The sequence below is a fragment of the Rhizobium sp. AN5 genome (assembly GCF_900215255.1).
Lineage (GTDB): Bacteria > Pseudomonadota > Alphaproteobacteria > Rhizobiales > Rhizobiaceae > Agrobacterium > Agrobacterium tumefaciens.
This window is the reverse complement of sequence record NZ_OCMJ01000004.1, coordinates 328,724-347,587: the sequence shown is the minus strand read 5'-3', so window position 1 is coordinate 347,587 and position 18,864 is coordinate 328,724. Positions and strand designations below refer to the sequence as shown.

The following is an 18,864-nucleotide window of genomic DNA, read 5'->3' as shown; positions in this document are numbered from 1 at the left end:
CGGCATCACTCAATGACAATCGGTACGGGTTTTCGACCCGCGAAACCAAAATTCATAATTTCACATAACTGAGACTGGCATTTTTAAATCGATTAGATTATGGATGCCCCAACCCTTGAAGATCGAGAGTATCGATATGAGCAGTCAGATCATTCCTGTTGAAGCTTTTGATTGTGTCGTTTTCGGCGGCACAGGCGATTTGGCAGAGCGCAAGCTTTTGCCGGCCCTTTATCACCGTCAGGTCGAAGGCCAGTTCACGGAGCCGACCCGCATCATCGGCGCGTCGCGTTCGGTCATGAGCCATGAGGAATATCGCAAATTCGCGCAGGACGCGCTTAAGGAGCATCTGAAGGCGGGCGAATATGACGATGCGCAGGTTGCGCTGTTCCTCAACCGGCTTTTCTACGTTCCCGTCGACGCAAAATCCGGCAACGGATGGGACGTGTTGAAGAAGCTGCTCGATGAGGGCAAGGAGCGCATACGCGCCTTCTATCTCGCTGTTGCGCCCGGCATTTTCGGCGATATCGCCGACAAGATCCGCGAACACAAGCTTATCACCCGCTCGACCCGCATCGTCGTCGAAAAGCCGATCGGCCGCGACCTTGCCTCGGCGCAGGAACTCAACGACACCATCGGCCATGTCTTCAAGGAAGAACAGATCTTCCGCATCGACCACTATCTCGGCAAGGAGACGGTGCAGAACCTGATGGCACTGCGTTTTGCCAACGCGCTTTACGAGCCGCTTTGGAATTCCGCCCATATCGACCACGTGCAGATCACGGTCGCAGAAGCTGTCGGCCTTGAGGGTCGCGCCGGGTATTACGATACGGCCGGTGCGTTGCGCGACATGGTGCAGAACCACATTCTGCAATTGCTTTGCCTCGTTGCCATGGAGCCGCCCGCTTCCATGAACGCGGAAGCCGTGCGTGACGAAAAGCTCAAGGTCCTGCGCTCGCTGAAGCCGATCAACACCAGCAACGTCGAAAAGCTGACGGTTCGCGGCCAGTACCGCGCCGGCGCTTCCGCAGGCGGCCCGGTGAAAGGTTATCTGGAGGAGCTGGAGGGCGGCGTTTCCAACACGGAAACCTTCGTCGCCATCAAGGCCGAAATCGCCAACTGGCGCTGGGCCGGCGTTCCTTTCTACATTCGCACGGGAAAACGCCTTGCGACCCGCGTTTCGGAAATCGTCGTCACGTTCAAGCAGATCCCGCATTCGATCTTCGACGATGCGGCCGGCAAGATCGAAGCCAACAAGCTGGTCATTCGCCTCCAACCGGACGAAGGCGTCAAGCAGTCGCTGCTCATCAAGGATCCCGGCCCGGGCGGCATGCGTCTGCGTCAGGTCTCGCTGGACATGAGCTTTGCCGAAGCCTTCAATGTGCGCAGCCCCGATGCCTATGAGCGGCTTTTGATGGATACCATCCGCTCCAACCAGACACTGTTCATGCGCCGCGACGAAGTGGAAGCGGCCTGGGACTGGGTCGATCCGATCCTCAAGAGCTGGGAAGAGCTGGGACAGGGCGTACAGGGTTATACTGCCGGAACCTGGGGTCCGAGCGGCTCGATCGCACTGATCGAGCGCGACGGCCGCACCTGGCACGACGCTGACTGAGGGCGCGGGTATGAGCGAAACAATCCATGTCTTCGACACAGCCGCTGAACTGGCGAAAACCCTGGCCGCGGATGTTGCCGCGCGTCTCGACGCGGCGACGAAAGAATACGGAACGGCAAGCATTGCCGTTTCGGGCGGTTCAACGCCCAAGCTGTTCTTCCAGGCGCTTTCCCATCATGATCTCGACTGGAGCAACATCAGCGTGACGCTGGTGGACGAACGGTTCGTGCCGCCGGAGAGCGAGCGCTCGAACCACAGGCTGGTCAGCGAGAACCTGTTGCAGGACAAGGCGAAGGCGGCCTATTTCGTGCCGCTGTTCCAGCCCGCGGCCTCGCCTGAGGATGCAGCGACGCTTGCGACTGTCAAGACCGAGGCGATCTGCGATCCTTTCGATGTCGTCGTGCTCGGCATGGGAACGGATGGGCATACCGCATCGTTCTTTCCCGGTGGCGACAATCTCTACGAAGCGCTCGACCTTGACGAACCGCGCGGCGTTTTGACCATGGCGGCGGAAACTGCGGGGGAAGAACGGTTGACGTTCAACTTCTCCAGCCTTCACGATGCAGGTTTTCTGGTGCTCCACATCGAAGGTGCAGCAAAAAAGGCGACGCTTGAAAAAGCACAGTCGGGCGAGGATGAGGACGAAATGCCGATCCGCGCCGTGCTGAACCGGGCAGAAACAGCCGTGGATATTTACTGGGCGCCATAACTGGATGCGGTTGCCGCGCAAGCGGCCCCGCGACAGCGCCCGACGACACAAGACGAAAACACGATAACCGGTCCTTCATCTCCCGGAACGCCGGTTCTCGACCAACGAACAGGATGAACGCTCATGTCCGCCGATTCCCGCATTCAGGCCATTACCGCCCGCATCGTCGAACGCTCCAAGCCTTACCGCGAGACCTATCTCGAGCGGCTGCGGCTGCAGGTTTCGAAGGGGGTTCATCGCTCCACTCTCTCCTGCGGTAACCTCGCGCATGGATTTGCGGTCTGTTCCCCCGCCGACAAGGACCTCCTTGCCGGCGACCGGGTTGGCAATCTCGGCATCATCACCGCCTATAACGACATGCTGTCGGCGCACCAGCCCTACGAGACCTTTCCGGCAATCATCCGCGAGGCCGCAGCGCAAGCCGGCGGCGTGGCGCAGGTCGCGGGTGCCGTGCCTGCCATGTGCGACGGCGTAACCCAGGGCCAGCCGGGCATGGAGCTCTCGCTGTTCTCCCGTGATGCCATCGCCATGGCTGCCGGCATCGGCCTGTCGCATAACATGTTCGACGCCGCCGTCTATCTCGGCGTCTGCGACAAGATCGTTCCCGGCCTCGTCATCGCAGCGCTTTCCTTCGGTCACCTGCCCTCCATCTTCATCCCCGCCGGGCCGATGACCACCGGCCTGCCGAACGACGAGAAATCCCGCATTCGCCAGCTTTATGCAGAGGGCAAGGTTGGGCGCGCCGAGCTGCTGGAGGCGGAGTCCAAATCCTATCATGGTCCCGGCACCTGCACCTTCTACGGCACGGCAAATTCCAACCAGATGCTGATGGAGATCATGGGTTTCCACATGCCCGGCTCGTCCTTCATCAATCCCGGCACGCCGCTGCGCGACGCGCTGACACGCGAGGCCGCCAAACGGGCGCTCGCCATCACCGCGCAGGGCAACGAGTTCACGCCTGCGGGTGAGATGATCGATGAGCGCTCGATCGTCAACGGCGTCGTCGGCCTGCACGCGACGGGTGGCTCGACCAACCACACCATGCATCTGATCGCCATGGCGCGCGCAGCCGGCATCATCCTCACCTGGCAGGATATTTCCGACCTGTCGGATACCGTGCCGCTGCTCGCCCGCGTCTATCCCAACGGTCTTGCGGATGTGAACCACTTCCACGCCGCCGGAGGCATGGGCTTCCTCATCAAGCAGCTTTTGAAACAGGGCTTCGTGCATGACGATGTCCGCACCGTCTTCGGACAGGGGCTCGAAGCCTACACCGTGGATGCAAAGCTTGACGAAAACGGCGCAGTGACCCGCGAGCCTTCACCCGAGCAGAGCCACGACCCCAAGGTTCTCGCCAGCATCGAAACGCCGTTCCAGCCGACCGGCGGCCTGAAAATGCTGACCGGCAATCTCGGAAAATCAGTCATCAAGATCTCCGCCGTCAAGCCCGAACGCCATATCATCGAGGCGCCCGCGATCGTCTTTAACGACCAGCAGGAGCTTCAGGATGCCTTCAAGGACGGCAAACTCAACCGCGATTTCATCGCTGTCGTCCGCTTCCAGGGGCCGAAGGCCAACGGCATGCCGGAACTGCACCGCCTGACGCCGCCACTTGGCGTACTGCAGGATCGCGGCTTCAAGGTGGCGCTGGTGACGGACGGACGCATGTCTGGCGCTTCCGGCAAGGTGCCGGCCGCCATCCATGTCACGCCGGAAGCTTCCGAATGCGGCCCGATCTCGCTCATCCGTGATGGCGATATCATCCGTCTCGACGCCATTTCCGGAACGCTTGAAGTGCTTGTTCCAGCCGCAGAGCTCGCAAAGCGCGAACCGGCGCGCGCCGACCTTTCCGCCAACGAATGGGGCATGGGCCGCGAACTTTTCGCCCCGTTCCGCCGTAATGTCGGCCCTGCCGACCAGGGCGCCAGCGTTCTGTTCCATTGATCGCCCGGAGGCGAAGGCCGGATTCGGCCTCGCCTCCGCACCCTCTTGGCATGACCTGCATACCCCGCGCTGAAACCGCTTTATTTCCCGTCTCTTAAACGCCAAACTTGTCATGCGGCTGTGATGATCGCCCTATAGGGGCTTCTCAGCAAGCCGCGGGACGATGACGCATTTCAAGATGATGGGGCCAGACATGACGATTTTCTCAAGCAAACGCCGTGACGTGCTGAAGCTTATGGCTGGCACCGCCATACTGCCGCTGATGGTGGTGGCAACGCCGGCGGAGGCGCAGGATGTGGCCCTGCGTGCAATCGTGATTGCCGACCTGCATTCGGCCTATGAGCGCATCGGGCAGCTCCTAGCGGCTACAGAAATGCGCATCGCGGCTGACAAGTCACCCCACATTATTCTTCTGAACGGCGACCTGTTCGAAACCGGCAATGCGGTGGCGACACGGTCGTCCGGCGAAATCGAGTGGACGTTCCTCTCGGCGCTCGCCAGGCTCGCGCCCACCGTCATCAATATCGGCAACCATGAGCCGGATATTGATAACGACCTCGCAAATTTCGTCAGTCGTGCCCGCGCGCTCGGCATCACCGTACTGTCCAACATCATCGACAAGCGCAGCGGCGCACCCTACGCACCGGCCAGTGCGGAGGTGATTGTGGGCGGACGGCCGGTCATCGTTGCAGGCCTAGCCACCAACGCGATCAATACCTATCCGAAGGCGACGCGTGAGATGCTGGACATTCCGCAGCCTGTGGAATGGGCCAGGGCGAATCTGCCGGCAATCGTCAAGCCCGAGGCGATCAACATCGTTCTCAGCCACGCCGGTGTTGTTGCCGACCGCGATATCCTGCCATTGCTGCCCGATGGCACCCTGCTGGTCGGCGGCCACGATCACCTGAACTTCGTGCATGAACAGGGTGCGACGCGCTATGTCCACACGGGCTCATGGTGCACGTCCATGGCCATTGCCACGATCCTGACCGCCGGCAAGGCGTCGACGATCGAGACCGTTGCCATCGACAGCGACGCCCCCTCCTCCCCGGCGCTCAAAGACCTGATCGAACAGACACTCGACAAACATCTGACGGCAGAAGAGAAGGCGGTTGTCGGCAAAACGGAAAAGGCGATGACAGTTGACGAGGCCGGACGCCGTGTGGCGCAACTTATCGCCGCAAAAACCGGCGCGGATGTCGGCTTCATCGGCCACACCTCCTTCGGCGCTGGTTTGCCACAGGGTGATATCCGCCGCTACGATTTCAACGCCTCGCTGCGTTTCGACGGCAAGCTGATGGTGACGGAAGTGGATGGCGAAGCGCTTGCGCAAATCCTCAAGCGCTGCAACCAGGACGGCGACATTCCGCTTGCTGACCGCACCGGCGATTATCTCTACGCCATGCCGGAAAAACCGGTCGCGAGAGAGCGCTACAAACTGGTCTGCAACGACTGGTCCGCCACCAACCAGAAATCCTATTTCGGCCGCAGCGATCTTACGTTTGCGGAAGTGCCGGATGTGAAGCTGAAGCAGACGGTTCTGGGTGGGCTTTCCTGAAGCCGGAGATTCTCCAGCCCCTCAGAAAGACCGGATATCGAGCTTCCGGTCCTTGTGCGCCGGATGCGTGCTGAACACGAAAATGCGGTCGAGTTCCTTTTGTGTCAGCATGCGCAGAAAACGAACGTGGATGGTGTTGTTGGCGTTGACGCGCAACATAACGCAGCCGATCTTGTTGATGCGGGCGTCGGGAATATCCAGATAGAACTGGTTCGGAAGATTGTATTTCGTCAGCAGTGCCAGCACGGCCTCGGTCTGGGAAATGCGAATGACGTCGCAACGGCGAGCGGCCATGTGCATGACGGCCTTCTCGGTATATTCGATGCGCGCCGCATTCATGGTGTCTTCCATGCGAAACCGGCCTTCGCGGTCGTACATGAAGGATTCTTCCTTGGTCAGGTAACTGTTCTTGATAACACCCGCACTGCTCTGCACGCCCCGACCTCCATGCTCTTTCAACGTCTCCAAGATTAAAACGTAGTCTTTAACAATTCATATCAGCGTCACCTTAAACAGACCGAAGACGGAACATTTTCGGCATTTTTCCACAGCGGCAAAACATCATGAAAAAACCCCGGAACGGGGACGTTCCGGGGCATGTTTCCTGAAGCTCACCGGCCAATGTCTCCGCAACTATCTGCGGTAGTTCTTTCCCTCGGCATCAAAGAGATGGAGCTTTGCCTGTGGTGCCGCAAAACGCAGGGTCTGACCCTTGGCGACGGATACGATGCCCGGCACCTTGACGATGATCGGCTCCTGCCCCTTGGGCGCTTCGAGATAAAGCAGGGTTACTTCACCGAGAGCCTCGACGATCGCGACTTTTCCCTCGAAAAGATAATCGTCGCCGGTAACGATGCTCAAATCCTCCGGCCGGACACCGAAGCTCGCGGCCTTGCCCTGCTCGGTTGCAAGCGTGGGAACGACGACGTTCAGCGTCTTGCCGCCGGCAAGTTCGATTGAAGTCCGCTCTCCGGCTACGGCAATTTTTGCCGCAATGATGTTCATGGCGGGCGAGCCGATGAACCGCGCCACGAAGAGGTTGGCGGGGTTTTCGTAAAGGTCCAGCGGCGGGCCGACCTGCTCCACACGACCCGCATTCAAAACGACGATACGGTCGGCCAGCGTCATCGCCTCCACCTGATCGTGGGTGACGTAGATCATCGTCGTATCGGCCATCTGCTCGTTGAGCTTGGCGATTTCGATGCGGGTTGCGACGCGCAGCGCGGCATCGAGGTTCGACAGGGGTTCATCGAACAGAAACACCTTGGGATTGCGGCAGATGGCACGGCCGATGGCAACGCGCTGGCGCTGGCCGCCAGACAGAGCCTTTGGCAAGCGCTCCAGATATTGCGTCAGCTGCAGGATTTCGGCAGCGGCGCGGACGCGGCGGTCGATCTCCTGCTTGTTTTCCTTGGCGATCTTCATGCCGAAGGCCATATTGTCGTAGACAGTCATATGCGGATAAAGCGCATAGGACTGGAACACCATGGCAATACCCCGACGCGAGGGCGGGATTTCATTGACCAGCTGGCCGTCGATGAACATTTCGCCGCCGGTGATTTCCTCCAGACCCGCAATCATGCGCAGCAACGTCGATTTTCCGCAGCCGGATGGGCCGACGAAAACGATGAATTCGCCCTGTTCGATCTCCAGATCGATGCCGTGCAGGACTTTCACCTGCCCGTATGATTTGCGGATATCCTTGAGAACGAGACTTGTCATGGGTTGTTCCTCCCTGCTCTATCAGGCGTAACGGGCGAAGAAAGCGCCCCATGCCGGAAGTTCTACGCTTCTGCCGTCCACACCGCTTGCAAAGCCGTGGCCTTCGAGAACCTCCCAGTTCCCTTCCGGCAGCGTCGCCTTTGCTGACGTCGCAGACAGATTGAAGAGGCACAGAACGGTTTCGTTGCCGAGCGTGCGGGTGTAGCTCAGCACATCGCCCTCCACTGGCTGGAATTCGATGCCGCCCTTCGCAAAAGCAGGATGCTTTTTGCGGAAGGAAAGGAAGCGACGGTAGTGCTCCAGCACGGACGCCTCATTGCCCTGCTGGGCGCTGACGGCGCGCCGCTTGTGTTCGGCCGGAATGGGCAGCCAGGTCTTGTCCGAGGTCGAGAAGCCTGCCTGTGCGTGGCCCGCATCCCACACCATCGGTGTGCGGCAACCGTCGCGGCCCTTGAATTCCGGCCAGAACTGGATGCCGTAGGGGTCCTGCAAATCCTCAAAAGCAATATCGGCTTCAGTAAGGCCCAGCTCTTCACCCTCATAGATGCAGACGGAGCCGCGCTGCGTCATCAACAGGGCCGAGAGCACCTTTGCGAAAGCGTCCTTGTCTTCGACATGCTCGCCCCAGCGGCTGACATGGCGCACGACATCGTGGTTGGAAAACGCCCAGCAGGCCCAGCCTTCCGGTGCAGCCCTGGCAAAATCCGCCTGCACATCGGCAACACGCTGCGGCGTGAGCGCATCCGGCGCCAGGAATTCGAAGGCGTAGCACATCTGCATCTTGTCGTCGCCGGAGGTGTATTCGCCGACGATTTCGAGTCCGCGCTGGCTGTCGCCCACTTCACCGACAGCGGCGATATCCGGAAACTCGTCCAGCACGGCGCGGAAGCGCTTCAGGAAGGCGATGTTTTCCGGGCGGTTCTTGTCGTAGAGATGTTCCTGGAAATTGTAGGGATTGACCGCAGGTGCCGTGGAAGCATTGCGGCGCTCCGGCGCCAGCGCCGGGTTGTCGCGCAATTCCAGATCATGGAAATAGAAGTTGATGGTGTCCAGACGGAAACCATCGACGCCGCGCTTCAGCCAGAAGCGGGTGATATTGAGCAGTTCTTCCTGCACTTCCGGATTATGCAGGTTGAGATCCGGCTGCGAGGTCAGGAAGTTGTGCATGTAATATTGCATGCGTGTGGGGTCCCACTGCCAGCCGGAGCCGCCGAAGATCGACAGCCAGTTGTTGGGCGGCGTGCCATCCGGCTTGCTGTCCGACCAGACATACCAGTCCGATTTCGGATTGTTGCGGCTGGCGCGGCTTTCCACGAACCACGGATGCTGGTCAGACGTGTGCGACATGACGAGGTCGATCATGACGCGGATACCGAGACGGTGCGCTTCCGCGATCAAGCCGTCGAAATCGGCAAGCGTGCCGAACATCGGATCGACATCGACATAATTCGAGACGTCGTAACCGAAATCCTTCATCGGCGAGGTGAAGAAGGGCGAAATCCAGATGGCGTCGGCACCGAGACCGGCAATATGCGCCAACCGATCGGTGATGCCCTTGAGATCGCCGATGCCGTCGCCATTGGAGTCTTGATAGGAGCGCGGGTAGATCTGATAGATCACGGCACCGCGCCACCAATCCTTGTTGGGCGTCAAAGCCGAAGTCACCGGAGCGGTCATAGTCTCATCCTGTCTGGTATGGGCGTTCATGGAATAATCAGCCTCCCTTGACGGAGCCTGAGAGCAGGCCACGCACGAGATAACGTTGAAGGGCGAAGAAGACGCCAAGCGGCACGACAATGGTGACGAAGGCCGAGGCGGTGAGAATCTCCCAGTTGCCGCCGCGCGAACCGAGCAGCGCGTTCAAGGCACCGGTCAGTACCAGCTCATCCTTCTGCGTGCCGAGGAAGACCATGGCGACGAGCAGGTCGTTCCAGGTCCACAGGAACTGGAAGATGGCGAAGGAGGCGAGCGCCGGGAAGGACAGCGGCAGGATGATCTTGACGAAGATTTCGAAGTCGCTCGCGCCATCGACACGCGCACTTTCGATAATCTCTTTCGGCAGGCCGGAAATGTAGTTGCGCAACAGGTAGATGGCGAGCGGCAGGCCGAAGGCGGTATGCGCCAGCCAGATGCCGGCATAGGTCTTGGACGGTACGCCGAAGATATTGCCGATTTCGTTGTAGAGTTTCAGGAGCGGTATCAGCGACATCTGCAACGGTACAACGATCAGGCCCACCACCATCGCAATCAGAAAATTGCGGCCGGAAAAGCTCATCCATGACAGCGCATAGGCGGCAAAGGCGGCGATGAGGATCGGGATGACGGTTGCCGGCACGGTGACTGTCAGCGAGTTGACGAAGGACTGACCGATGCCTTCCGAGGTCAGGACGGTTCGATAATTGTCGAGTGTGAAGACCGGCGGCGTCGCGACGGAAATATAGACGCGCTTGCCGCGCGAGCCCTCGAAGCTCGAGGCCTTGCTGTATTCATAGGTGCCATCGGTATTGACGAGCAGCGTTTCCCCGTCGCCGATATCTGCCGCTTCACCGGCTTTGAAGGCCGTCGGCTCCTGCACGCGAACGCCGAAGGCTGCAACCTTGCCCCCCTGTCCGCTTTCAAAAACATTACCTGATATGACGTAGCGGTTCCCGTCCTGCTTCTGCACGGCAGCGTCGGCAAGGCGAACCGCCGCGGTCTGTTCGGAACTGGAAAAGGCCGTCCACCAGCCCGACACGGTGATCTGGTCCTTGTCGCGCAGGGAACTTACGAGAATGCCGAGCGTGGGCAGCAGCCAGAGAAGCACGACGACCAGCACGCTGGCATGGACGATGAGGCGCGGCAGGCCGACGCGGCGCAGACGTTTTACGATATCCATCTCAGCGGCCCTCCATCTCGCGGTTTGCCTGGCGGATGTTCCAGATCATGATCGGGGTGACGGCCGCCATGATGATAAGCGCTATGACCGCACTTCGGCCACTGTCACCGCCGCCGCGGAACATCCAGTCGAACATGAGGTTGGCGAGAACCATGGTGTTCCACTGACCGTTAGTCATGGTCAGCACGATGTCGAAAACCTTAAGAACGAGAATGGTGATGGTTGTCCAGACGACGGCGATGGTGCCCCAGATTTGCGGGACCATGATCTTCCAGAAGATCTGCCAGCCATTGGCGCCATCGATGACGGCCGCTTCGATTGTCTCTTCCGGAATGCCGCGCAGCGCTGCAGACAGGATGACCATGGCAAAGCCGGTCTGAATCCAGATGAGGATGACCATCAGGAAAAAGTTGTTCCAGAAGGGCATGGAAATCCACACCTCCGGGCTGCCGCCGAAAAACTCGACGACGGCGTTGAGGAGGCCGATCTGCACCTGACCCTCGGCGCGATACTCGTAAATGAATTTCCAGATGACGGAGGCACCGACGAAGGAGATCGCCATCGGCATGAAGACGATGGATTTGGCGATGTTGCCCCACCAGATGCGGTCGGTCATGACGGCAATAACGAGGCCGAAGAATGTGCAGGCCGCCGGCACCACGGCCAGCCAGAGGATGTTGTTGAAGATCGATTGCCGGAAGCCGGCATCGAAAAATGCCCAGCGATAATTGGCAAGACCGACGAATTCGGCGCCGGTCCGGTCATAGAAAGAGAGGATCAGCGTGGCGATGACGGGATATACCAGATAGACGAGAAGAAGAAGAAGAGCGGGGCCGATGAACAGCCAGGGCCTGACCGCTGCGCGGCGGTTGAGGTTGCGGGATGCCTGCAACACGTCTCCCGAGCGGACGGGAAAGATTACCTGCAACAGTTTGTCGGATAGCCAATAATAGGCGGCGCAGGCAAAAACGCCGGCCACCATGACGCCGATGGCAGAAACGAGTTGTTGAGCCATGTTCCCTCCCTTGATCCTCTCCGCGCCGCGCTGATTATATGCGGTCGACGGCCGTTCCGTTGGCAAAGGCCCGGCGGCATCACCGCCGGGTCAAGCGCTGTTGAGGTTACTTCAGGCCGTCCCAGGCCTTCTGGATATCGGCAGCGACCTGATCGGCCGACTTGCCCCCGACGAAATCGATCATGCCGGTCCAGAATGCACCCGCGCCGATCTTGCCCGGCATCAGGTCGGAACCGTCAAAGCCGAAGGTGGTCGCGGAGGTGAGGATTTCACCCTGGCGCCTCATCTGCTCGTTGGCATAGGTATCGACATTCACACCCTTATACGGCGTCAGGAAGCTGGACTGTGCCATCCAGACTTCATGGGCGATCGGGGTTTTCAGGAAGTCGACGAAAGCCTTGGCGGCGGGCGCTTCCTTGGTGATGGTGACGAGCGTGCCGGCGCCCAGAACCGGCTTTCCGAGTTCAGGCTTTGCGGCATAGGTCGGCATATAGAAGAAATCCACATCCGTTCCGACCTTGGTACCATCAGGGAAGAAGGACGGCACGAAGGACGCTTGATGGTGGAGGTAGCACTTCGGCGGAATGTCGAAGAGGCCCTTCGGGCTGTCGCGGAAGTCGGTGGATGCCACAGCCGCAACGCCGCCGCTGACATATTTTTCGTTCTTGGCGAATTTGCCGAATTCATTGATTGCCGCAACCACGGCCGGGTCAGTGAACTTCACCTCGTTCGTCGTCCATTTCTGATAGACGTCGAGCGGCTGTGTGCGCAGCATCAGGTCTTCCACCCAGTCCGTTGCCGGCCAGCCGGTCGCACCGCCGGAACCGAGGCCGATGCACCAGGGTGTGCCGCCATCGCCAACGATCTGGTCCGTCAGCTTGAACAGGTCTTCCATGCTCTCGGGCACTTTATAGCCCGCTTCCTCGAAGTTCTCAGGCACGTACCAGACGAGCGACTTCACGTCGGCCTTGAAGGGAAATGCAAAGTAAGCCTTGTTGCCGTCCTTGCCCTTGTAGCTGCCGAGATCAACCCAGGACTGGCCAGCGCCGTAATTGTCCTTGACCCAGCTTGCGGTCTCATCGCCGAGCGGAACCAGAAAACCCTTGGCGGCGAGATCGGCCAGAAGACCGGGCTGTGGCAGGATGGCGATGTTGGGCGGAGAACCCGCCTGCGTGTCGATGACGATCTGCTGTTCGTAGTTTTCCGAGGAGGAATAGCGGACGTTCACGCCGGTCGCGTCGGAGAAATAGGCCAGCACCGTCTGGAACAGCGCCTCGTCCTCACCGCGCCAGGGCCCGAAAATCGTCAGCGTCTGACCTTTGAGGTCAGCATGGGCCGCCTTGAAGGCTTCGTAGCTTTTCCAGTTGAACTTGGCATCCTGACCGGGCGCGAATTTCAGATCGGCGGCAAAGGCCGAACCCGACAGCAGCACTATCGAAGCCGCCGTCGCCAAAAAGGTCTTCTGCATGTGATTTACCTCCCATCACATAAAAGGCTCAAAGCATCTCCCATAAATCAAAGCGCTTTGGCTGCCTATTCATCTCATTGTCATTAAGAAGGAGTCAAGAGGCTCTTTCGCTGGACCTGCCGCATTGTCGTATGAATAGTCATACTTACTTAGAAAGGCGGCTATCGTTTTCGATTGAGAAAATCGGCAGGGACTGGTAAAAAACTAAAGCGCTTTGGGAGTTAGAGGAGAGGCTTTTGCCATTTCCGATGCGCGCGCATGGAGGAAAAACAAACATGAACCTGAAACAGTTGTCGCAACTGCTGGGGATTTCTCAGACAACCGTCAGCAGAGCGCTCAACGGATATCCCGAGGTGAGCGCAGAGACGCGCCGCCGCGTCATGGAAGCCGCCGAAAAGACCGGATATCGCCCGAATGCCGCGGCGCAACGGTTGGCGACCGGCAAGGTCGGCTCCATCGGACTGGTCATGCCGGTTGGCGAACACCACCGCTCGGATGTGCATTTCGGCGAATTCCTGAGCGGTCTAGGCGAAGAAGCGGCTCGCAGCGGATTTCACCTCGTCATCACCCCCACGGAGCCGGAAAAGGAACGGGAAGCCCTGCGGGGGCTGGCGGCGAGCGGCAGCGTCGATGGCATCTACCTCGCCTATATGAAGAAGAACGACGCCCGCATCGCCATGATGCAATCGCTTTCCCTGCCCTTCCTCGTCCATGGCCGCTCCATCGGCGTGGAAGAGGATTATCCCTTTCTCGACGTCGACAATGAGGCCGCATTTCGCGATGCGACCCAGCTGCTGCTTCAGCTTGGCCACAAGCGGATCGGGCTTCTGAACGGGCCGGAGGGCTACGACTTCACCTTCCGCCGCTGTCTCGGGGTGGAAAAGGCGCTGACGGCAAATGGGCTGACATTGCGCCCGGAAAACACAAGACACAGCAGCATGACCGACGAGGAGGGTTATCTCGGCATGGAAGCGCTGTTGTCACAGCCGGAAAGACCAACCGCCATCGTGTGCGCCAGTACCGCATTGGCACTCGGCGTGATCCGCTCGCTCAACCAGCGCGGCCTGAAACCGGGCAAGGATATTTCGCTGATCGCACATGACGATGTGTTGCCGCTGTTGAAGCCCGACAATTTTTCGGTGCCTCTCACCACCACCCGCTCATCCTTGCGGGCGGCGGGGGTGCGTGTCGGGCAGCGCCTGATCAACCGGATCAAGCTCAACCAGACCGAACCTCATCAGGAACTCTGGAAGGCGGAACTTGTCGTCCGCGCCTCCACAGGACCGGCTCCGAAAGAGTAACTACCGATTTCAGAACTTCGGTGCGGTCTTTCCAAGCGCGCGATAGGCGGCGATGACGGTGTTGGCCATCAGCATGGCGATCGTCATCGGGCCTACGCCGCCCGGAACGGGGGTGATGGCAGCAGCGACAGCGCTTGCCTCATCATAGGCGACGTCACCGACCAGCTTCGATTTGCCTTCACCCTTTTCCGGAGCGGGAACGCGGTTGATGCCGACATCGATGACGGTAGCGCCGGGCTTTACCCAATCGCCCTTCACCATTGCCGCGCGACCCACCGCCGCCACGAGAATATCGGCCGTCTTGCAGACGGTGGCGAGATCCTTGGTGCGCGAATGCGCCATCGTCACCGTGGCGTTGGCGTTCAGCAGAAGCTGGCCCATCGGCTTGCCGAAGAGGTTGGAGCGGCCGATGACCACGGCGTTCAGGCCGGAAAGATCTTCGCCGTGAATGCTGCGCACCAGAAGCATGGCGCCGGCTGGCGTGCAGGAGATGAGGCCGGTTGCGAGATCGCCGGTCGCCAGCTTGCCGGCGTTCAGCACGCTCAGGCCATCCACATCCTTCTCGGGCAGGATCGACTGGATGATCTCATCGGAATTGAAGTGTTTCGGCAAAGGAAGCTGTACCAGAATGCCGTGGATGGAGGCATCGGCGTTCAGTTCGCCGACCAACTTCAGAAGCTGATCTTGAGTTGTTTCTTCCGGCAGCGTGTGCTGAACGGAATTGAAGCCGCATTGCTTGGCTGTCTTGCTTTTGGAATTCACGTAAGCGTGGCTGGCCGGATCGTTGCCGACGATGACAACCGCGAGACCGGGCTTCACACCCTGTTCCGCCTCAAGCGTTTCTGCCGATTTGCGGACCGCCTCCGTTACCGAAGCCGCCTTTGCCTTTCCGTCAATCACAACTGCCATGCGTCCTGCTCCTGCTGGATTACGTTGGCCCCGTATGGTGCCGACTTTGCAGGAATGCAAGCAAAAATGCAGCTTCGTCAGGCAGTTTTGCGATAGTCGTCGCGATGCTCGGCGTAATCGGCGAGGCGCTCCCTCAAGAGCGCCAACTCGCGTCTCAATTCCGCCAATTCCTCGGCTTCGGCCTGCTCGTGATCGAAATGCCCGGCAAGGGCTTCACTGAGCAAGGGCGGCAGCTCCGGTGTCGTCTGGGGGGTATTCCTGACGGTGCGGTTGCCCATCAGAACCTGCCGCACACGCTCGTCCAGCGGAATGTCATCGGTATCGAATCCGCTATCGTTCGCCGCCCCGGCGTAATAGTCCGTGAACTCAGCCTCCGGCTCGAATTCGCTATCCGCGGCCAGTTCGTCCAGATCATGGAACACATCCGGCTCGATCGGCTCGAACTCGGGAAACTGCCCCGATTGCTCAGGCGCTTCTTCGGAGGGCCGAACGTGCGCATCATCGAAGACGAGTGCCTCCTCCTCGTCATGGCGACGGTAGCTCAGGAGATACAGGCTGCCCAACAGGCCGATCAACGCGCCACCGCCTGCCAGCATCGCGGCTTGTGTCAGGTCGCGCGACAATTCACCCGGTCCGGCCTTCCTGGTGAGGCGGGTCTCAACGGCGGTTGTGGTGGATGCGGACATGTCCCGACGCTCGCTCGCCTCAAGATAGGCATTTCGCGCCGTTTCCAGTTCACCCTGCAATCTGGAGAATTCACCGGGCGTGACACCAAGGCTGTTCAGGCGGTCGAGATGTTTCGTTCGTTCGGCGTTCGCGATTGCAACTTCCTGTGCGACGCGCTTCTCATCAGCGCGCAAGCCATCGACCAGCTGACGCAATGCCGGAGCGACAAGCGCCTGCACGGCATCCACGGCGTTTTGGGCGGCGATGCGGCGGGGATGTTTCGGGCCGTAATCGACCGAGACGCCTGAAAGCGCCATGCTGGCACTTGCATGTCTTTGCCTGATGTCCTCAAGCACAGCGAAAGCAGCGCCTGACGGCAGGGGCTTTGACAATACGTCATTCGGCTTGAGGCCGGTGGCCACCGCCAGATCCGTCTGAAGCGACTGCTGCTGCTGGGTCGTCCCCGCAAGGCTGTCATTGAGGTCGCGCAATTGCTGCTCGAGTTGCTGCACTTCCGACAGAACGGTCTCGCCGTGGCGCATCTGGAAACCGTTCAAGGCGGCTTCCGCCTCGTCCAACCGGGTGCGCGCCCGCTCCGTCTCGCGCATGGCGGGCGTCATGGTGCCGGCCTTGCCATCCGCCATGACACGGATCGAAAGATAATCCGTAAGCCGCATCGCGGTTTCCGGCGTTGCTGCCTTCGAGGTTACGATCAGCGTGTTTTCATCCGGCGTCAGTTCCAGCCGGATCGCCTCGCCCACAGCACCGTTCAATGCTTCGCGCGGGGAAAGCGAACGGGCATCCGCCCCGGTCAAAAGGTCGAAAAGCAGGCCAAGTTCGCCCTGATTGCGAACGCCGACCATGTCGGCGGGCTTCAATTTGAGGTCGCCCGTTATACGGTCCAGACCGGAAGGAGAAAGCAGGGTGCGGCGGGCCATGGCAAGAATGCGTGCCGCATCGGGAGCGTCGTAGCCGGTCTGGGTAACCTCGACACGCGCCTGCGAAACATATCCGCGAAAACCGGAATCGATGAGCAGCAGCGGAAGTGCAGCCCCCACAACGGTGGCGGCGGCTACGCAACCGGCTGTCAGAAGCCGCAGACAATGTTTGCGAAATTGCGACGCAGGCGCGGCAACACCATCCTCATCAGGGCGCGTCGCCATCATATCGGGACTGTGATCAACCATCTGAAGCCGTCTGCCACGCTCGGCGCCGCCCGCAACAGGCGGCTTTCAAAACCTTACGGGAGGTTAAAGGATCGTGGCAAACAAATGGTTAACGCGGGCCTTGCGGACCCGGCTCAGCCCTTGCCGAGCGCGATGTGCCAGGGCTCGGCGCAAAGGCTGTAAAGCCAACTCATATGCAGCTTGCGAAAGATTTCGGGCATGCCGGCCACTTCGGAAGCCAGCACCTTGAACAGGGGACCGACCGCGATGGCGAGACGCGCATCATCGCGATTGATGCTGCGATGCAGCCATTTCTCCTGGTTTTCCGCAAGCATGCCCGCCAGCACGACATCGACCTTCACGCCCGAAGTATCCCGGTTCAGCATCACGAAATCATGCCAGGGCGCATGTGCGCGCAGCTTGGCGAGGACCTCTCCGACCTGTGCTGCATCATCCCCCGCAACGCCGATACGTTTCGGCACCGCCATATAGGTCAGAAGTGCCATGACGAAGGCAACGCCATCGATGGTCTCGGGCAGAGGCTTGCCGTGTTCGGCCCGTGCGGCGGCATTCATACCCCTGCCCTGCGGCAGAAGCAGACAGCTTTCCAGAATCTGCCTGTAAGCAATGTCCTTGAGGGACAGCCTGGCATTCTGGATGGTGAGAAACGAGAGCATCGTGTGGCCGTCACAAGCCGAAGCCTGGCCGCTGACCATTTCCAGCGCCCCGTTCCAGTCCAGATCACAGACGCGCAGTCCGTGAATATTCCGTTGCGATCCCGTCCGCGCAAAATCTGCCGCGAAATTCATGCCAGCCCCCGAATGCCAAATCCACCGCTGCCAATCCGGCGCATGGTTTGCGGGACGGCAGCTCATGGGTCTGTTTATACAGGTGCTGGTTGAATTTACCCTGAAGGCAACCGATCGAATATTCCGGAAAATAGAAAGGGGCGATTAACCAGACCGGTGGCCTGCACCTCGCCCCGCACCGTCAGTGGCTTGGGGCCGCTTCTTTTCCGGTGTCGACTTTCTCGCCTTCGACAAGCTTGACCGAACGGGGCGAGCCGTTGCCCTTTTGCTCGCGAATATCGGCCTTCGACAGATAATCGAGCTGCTCGATCAGGACGTCCCCGACCACCTCGTCGCCGAGTTTCTTGTTCAGCCCCTCGCGGATGCGCTGCTTGAAGACATCAGGATCGAAGGTGGAGATATTGGCGATGTTGACCATGGAAGAACCCGCAAGGAGCGTGAAGAGTTCGTCGGTCATCAATTGCGTTGCGGGCAGTTCGATCTTCGCCATCTTGTCCTTGTCGACACGCAAGGAAATGCGGCTCAGGAAATAACCGTTCACGCCACCGTCATTGATGACGGGGATGGTGATGCTTTCGCCTTTGACTAGTTGCAGACTGGCCTTTTTCGCCCCCGCCTCATCTCCCGACGAGGGGGCCGTCGCCATCTGGACGGAGAAATACACCGCGCCGAGCGTGACGGCGCAAACCCAGACGCCGGTGAGAAGAAGCTTCAACATCAGGAGGCTGCGCCGTACATGAACTGTTCCTGGGAATAGGTGCCGTCCGTATCGGCTTCCTGGATCGCGGTCTTGAGCAAATCCGCAACAGCGCGAACCGCATTCAGATGCGCCTCGACGCGGCTGGCATTGGTCGCGAGCTTGGACTTGATGCCCTGCACCTGATCGAGATGTCCGGCCGCGATTTCCTCGTGGGGCGTATCGCGGAACAACATCGTCAACTCATAGAGGCAACGGCTTTTATGGGCATTGGAGACTTTGAAATCGAACTGGGGGTCCTTACCGATATTGTCATTCTCATTGTCGATGATCATTTCAAGACGGCCGAGAACGGATTTGATGCGGTGGTCGTTCGACATAAGGTCCATGCTTGTCTCCTCGTTATGATTTAT

At 59.7% G+C, this 18,864-nt stretch carries 16 protein-coding genes; 5 read left to right on the top strand and 11 right to left on the bottom strand.

The annotated features are described in order from the left end of the window. Positions 1-136 precede the first annotated feature (136 nt). The 4 genes from zwf (at position 137) to CRP02_RS13975 (ending at position 5,823) form a co-directional block, all read left to right on the top strand. Complete coding sequence (gene zwf, locus CRP02_RS13990; RefSeq protein WP_003515142.1) at positions 137-1,612, top strand: glucose-6-phosphate dehydrogenase; 1,476 nt, start codon at positions 137-139, stop codon at positions 1,610-1,612. Between the two features lie 10 nt (positions 1,613-1,622). Further along, a complete protein-coding gene (pgl, locus tag CRP02_RS13985) occupies positions 1,623-2,321 on the top strand; it encodes a 6-phosphogluconolactonase (protein WP_003515141.1) in 699 nt (232 codons plus the stop codon). Between the two features lie 123 nt (positions 2,322-2,444). Continuing rightward, positions 2,445-4,265 carry a phosphogluconate dehydratase gene (gene edd, locus CRP02_RS13980; protein WP_003515140.1) on the top strand — a complete coding sequence of 607 codons (1,821 nt, stop codon included), beginning with the start codon at positions 2,445-2,447 and terminating at the stop codon, positions 4,263-4,265. A gap of 193 nt (positions 4,266-4,458) precedes the next feature. Beyond that, on the top strand, positions 4,459-5,823 hold the full coding sequence (locus CRP02_RS13975; protein WP_097172774.1) for a metallophosphoesterase: 1,365 nt from the start codon (positions 4,459-4,461) through the stop codon (positions 5,821-5,823). 21 nt (positions 5,824-5,844) lie between these two features. On the opposite strand, the gene CRP02_RS13970 is transcribed toward CRP02_RS13975, so the two are convergent. The 6 genes from CRP02_RS13970 to CRP02_RS13945 form a co-directional block, all read right to left on the bottom strand. Beyond that, positions 5,845-6,201 carry a hypothetical protein gene (locus CRP02_RS13970; protein WP_050923858.1) on the bottom strand — a complete coding sequence of 119 codons (357 nt, stop codon included), beginning with the start codon at positions 6,199-6,201 and terminating at the stop codon, positions 5,845-5,847. A gap of 255 nt (positions 6,202-6,456) precedes the next feature. After that, complete coding sequence (locus CRP02_RS13965) at positions 6,457-7,545, bottom strand: ABC transporter ATP-binding protein (RefSeq protein WP_097171511.1); 1,089 nt, start codon at positions 7,543-7,545, stop codon at positions 6,457-6,459. 21 nt (positions 7,546-7,566) lie between these two features. Further along, a complete protein-coding gene (locus CRP02_RS13960; RefSeq protein ID WP_097171510.1) occupies positions 7,567-9,222 on the bottom strand; it encodes an alpha-glucosidase family protein in 1,656 nt (551 codons plus the stop codon). 37 nt (positions 9,223-9,259) lie between these two features. Then, positions 9,260-10,420 carry a carbohydrate ABC transporter permease gene (locus tag CRP02_RS13955; RefSeq protein ID WP_097171509.1) on the bottom strand — a complete coding sequence of 387 codons (1,161 nt, stop codon included), beginning with the start codon at positions 10,418-10,420 and terminating at the stop codon, positions 9,260-9,262. A 1-nt stretch (position 10,421) separates the two neighbouring features. Then, positions 10,422-11,435, bottom strand: a complete 1,014-nt coding sequence (locus tag CRP02_RS13950; protein ID WP_179784021.1) for a carbohydrate ABC transporter permease — start codon at positions 11,433-11,435, stop codon at positions 10,422-10,424. 106 nt (positions 11,436-11,541) lie between these two features. Continuing rightward, complete coding sequence (locus CRP02_RS13945; RefSeq protein ID WP_097171508.1) at positions 11,542-12,903, bottom strand: ABC transporter substrate-binding protein; 1,362 nt, start codon at positions 12,901-12,903, stop codon at positions 11,542-11,544. A gap of 275 nt (positions 12,904-13,178) precedes the next feature. Here CRP02_RS13945 and CRP02_RS13940 point away from each other — a divergent pair, with 275 nt between their 5' ends. Beyond that, positions 13,179-14,204 carry a LacI family DNA-binding transcriptional regulator gene (locus CRP02_RS13940; RefSeq protein ID WP_003515127.1) on the top strand — a complete coding sequence of 342 codons (1,026 nt, stop codon included), beginning with the start codon at positions 13,179-13,181 and terminating at the stop codon, positions 14,202-14,204. A gap of 9 nt (positions 14,205-14,213) precedes the next feature. Here the strand turns inward: CRP02_RS13940 and folD are convergent, their stop codons facing one another. The 5 genes from folD to CRP02_RS13915 form a co-directional block, all read right to left on the bottom strand. After that, the gene (gene folD / locus CRP02_RS13935) at positions 14,214-15,113 is read right to left on the bottom strand and encodes a bifunctional methylenetetrahydrofolate dehydrogenase/methenyltetrahydrofolate cyclohydrolase FolD (RefSeq protein WP_097171507.1); all 900 of its coding nucleotides are present in this window, start codon (positions 15,111-15,113) and stop codon (positions 14,214-14,216) included. 77 nt (positions 15,114-15,190) lie between these two features. Beyond that, positions 15,191-16,966 (bottom strand): hypothetical protein, encoded by a 1,776-nt coding sequence (locus CRP02_RS13930; protein WP_097171506.1) that lies wholly within the window; start codon positions 16,964-16,966, stop codon positions 15,191-15,193. 113 nt (positions 16,967-17,079) lie between these two features. Then, positions 17,080-17,754, bottom strand: coding sequence for a WecB/TagA/CpsF family glycosyltransferase (locus tag CRP02_RS13925; RefSeq protein WP_065688341.1), 675 nt, complete (start codon positions 17,752-17,754; stop codon positions 17,080-17,082). Between the two features lie 181 nt (positions 17,755-17,935). Next, positions 17,936-18,472, bottom strand: coding sequence for a hypothetical protein (locus tag CRP02_RS13920; protein WP_003515123.1), 537 nt, complete (start codon positions 18,470-18,472; stop codon positions 17,936-17,938). Then, positions 18,472-18,840: a hypothetical protein gene (locus CRP02_RS13915; protein WP_003515122.1), complete on the bottom strand. Its 369-nt coding sequence runs from the start codon at positions 18,838-18,840 to the stop codon at positions 18,472-18,474. Before CRP02_RS13915 ends, CRP02_RS13920 begins: the two co-directional genes overlap by 1 nt. Between the last annotated feature and the right edge of the window lie 24 nt (positions 18,841-18,864).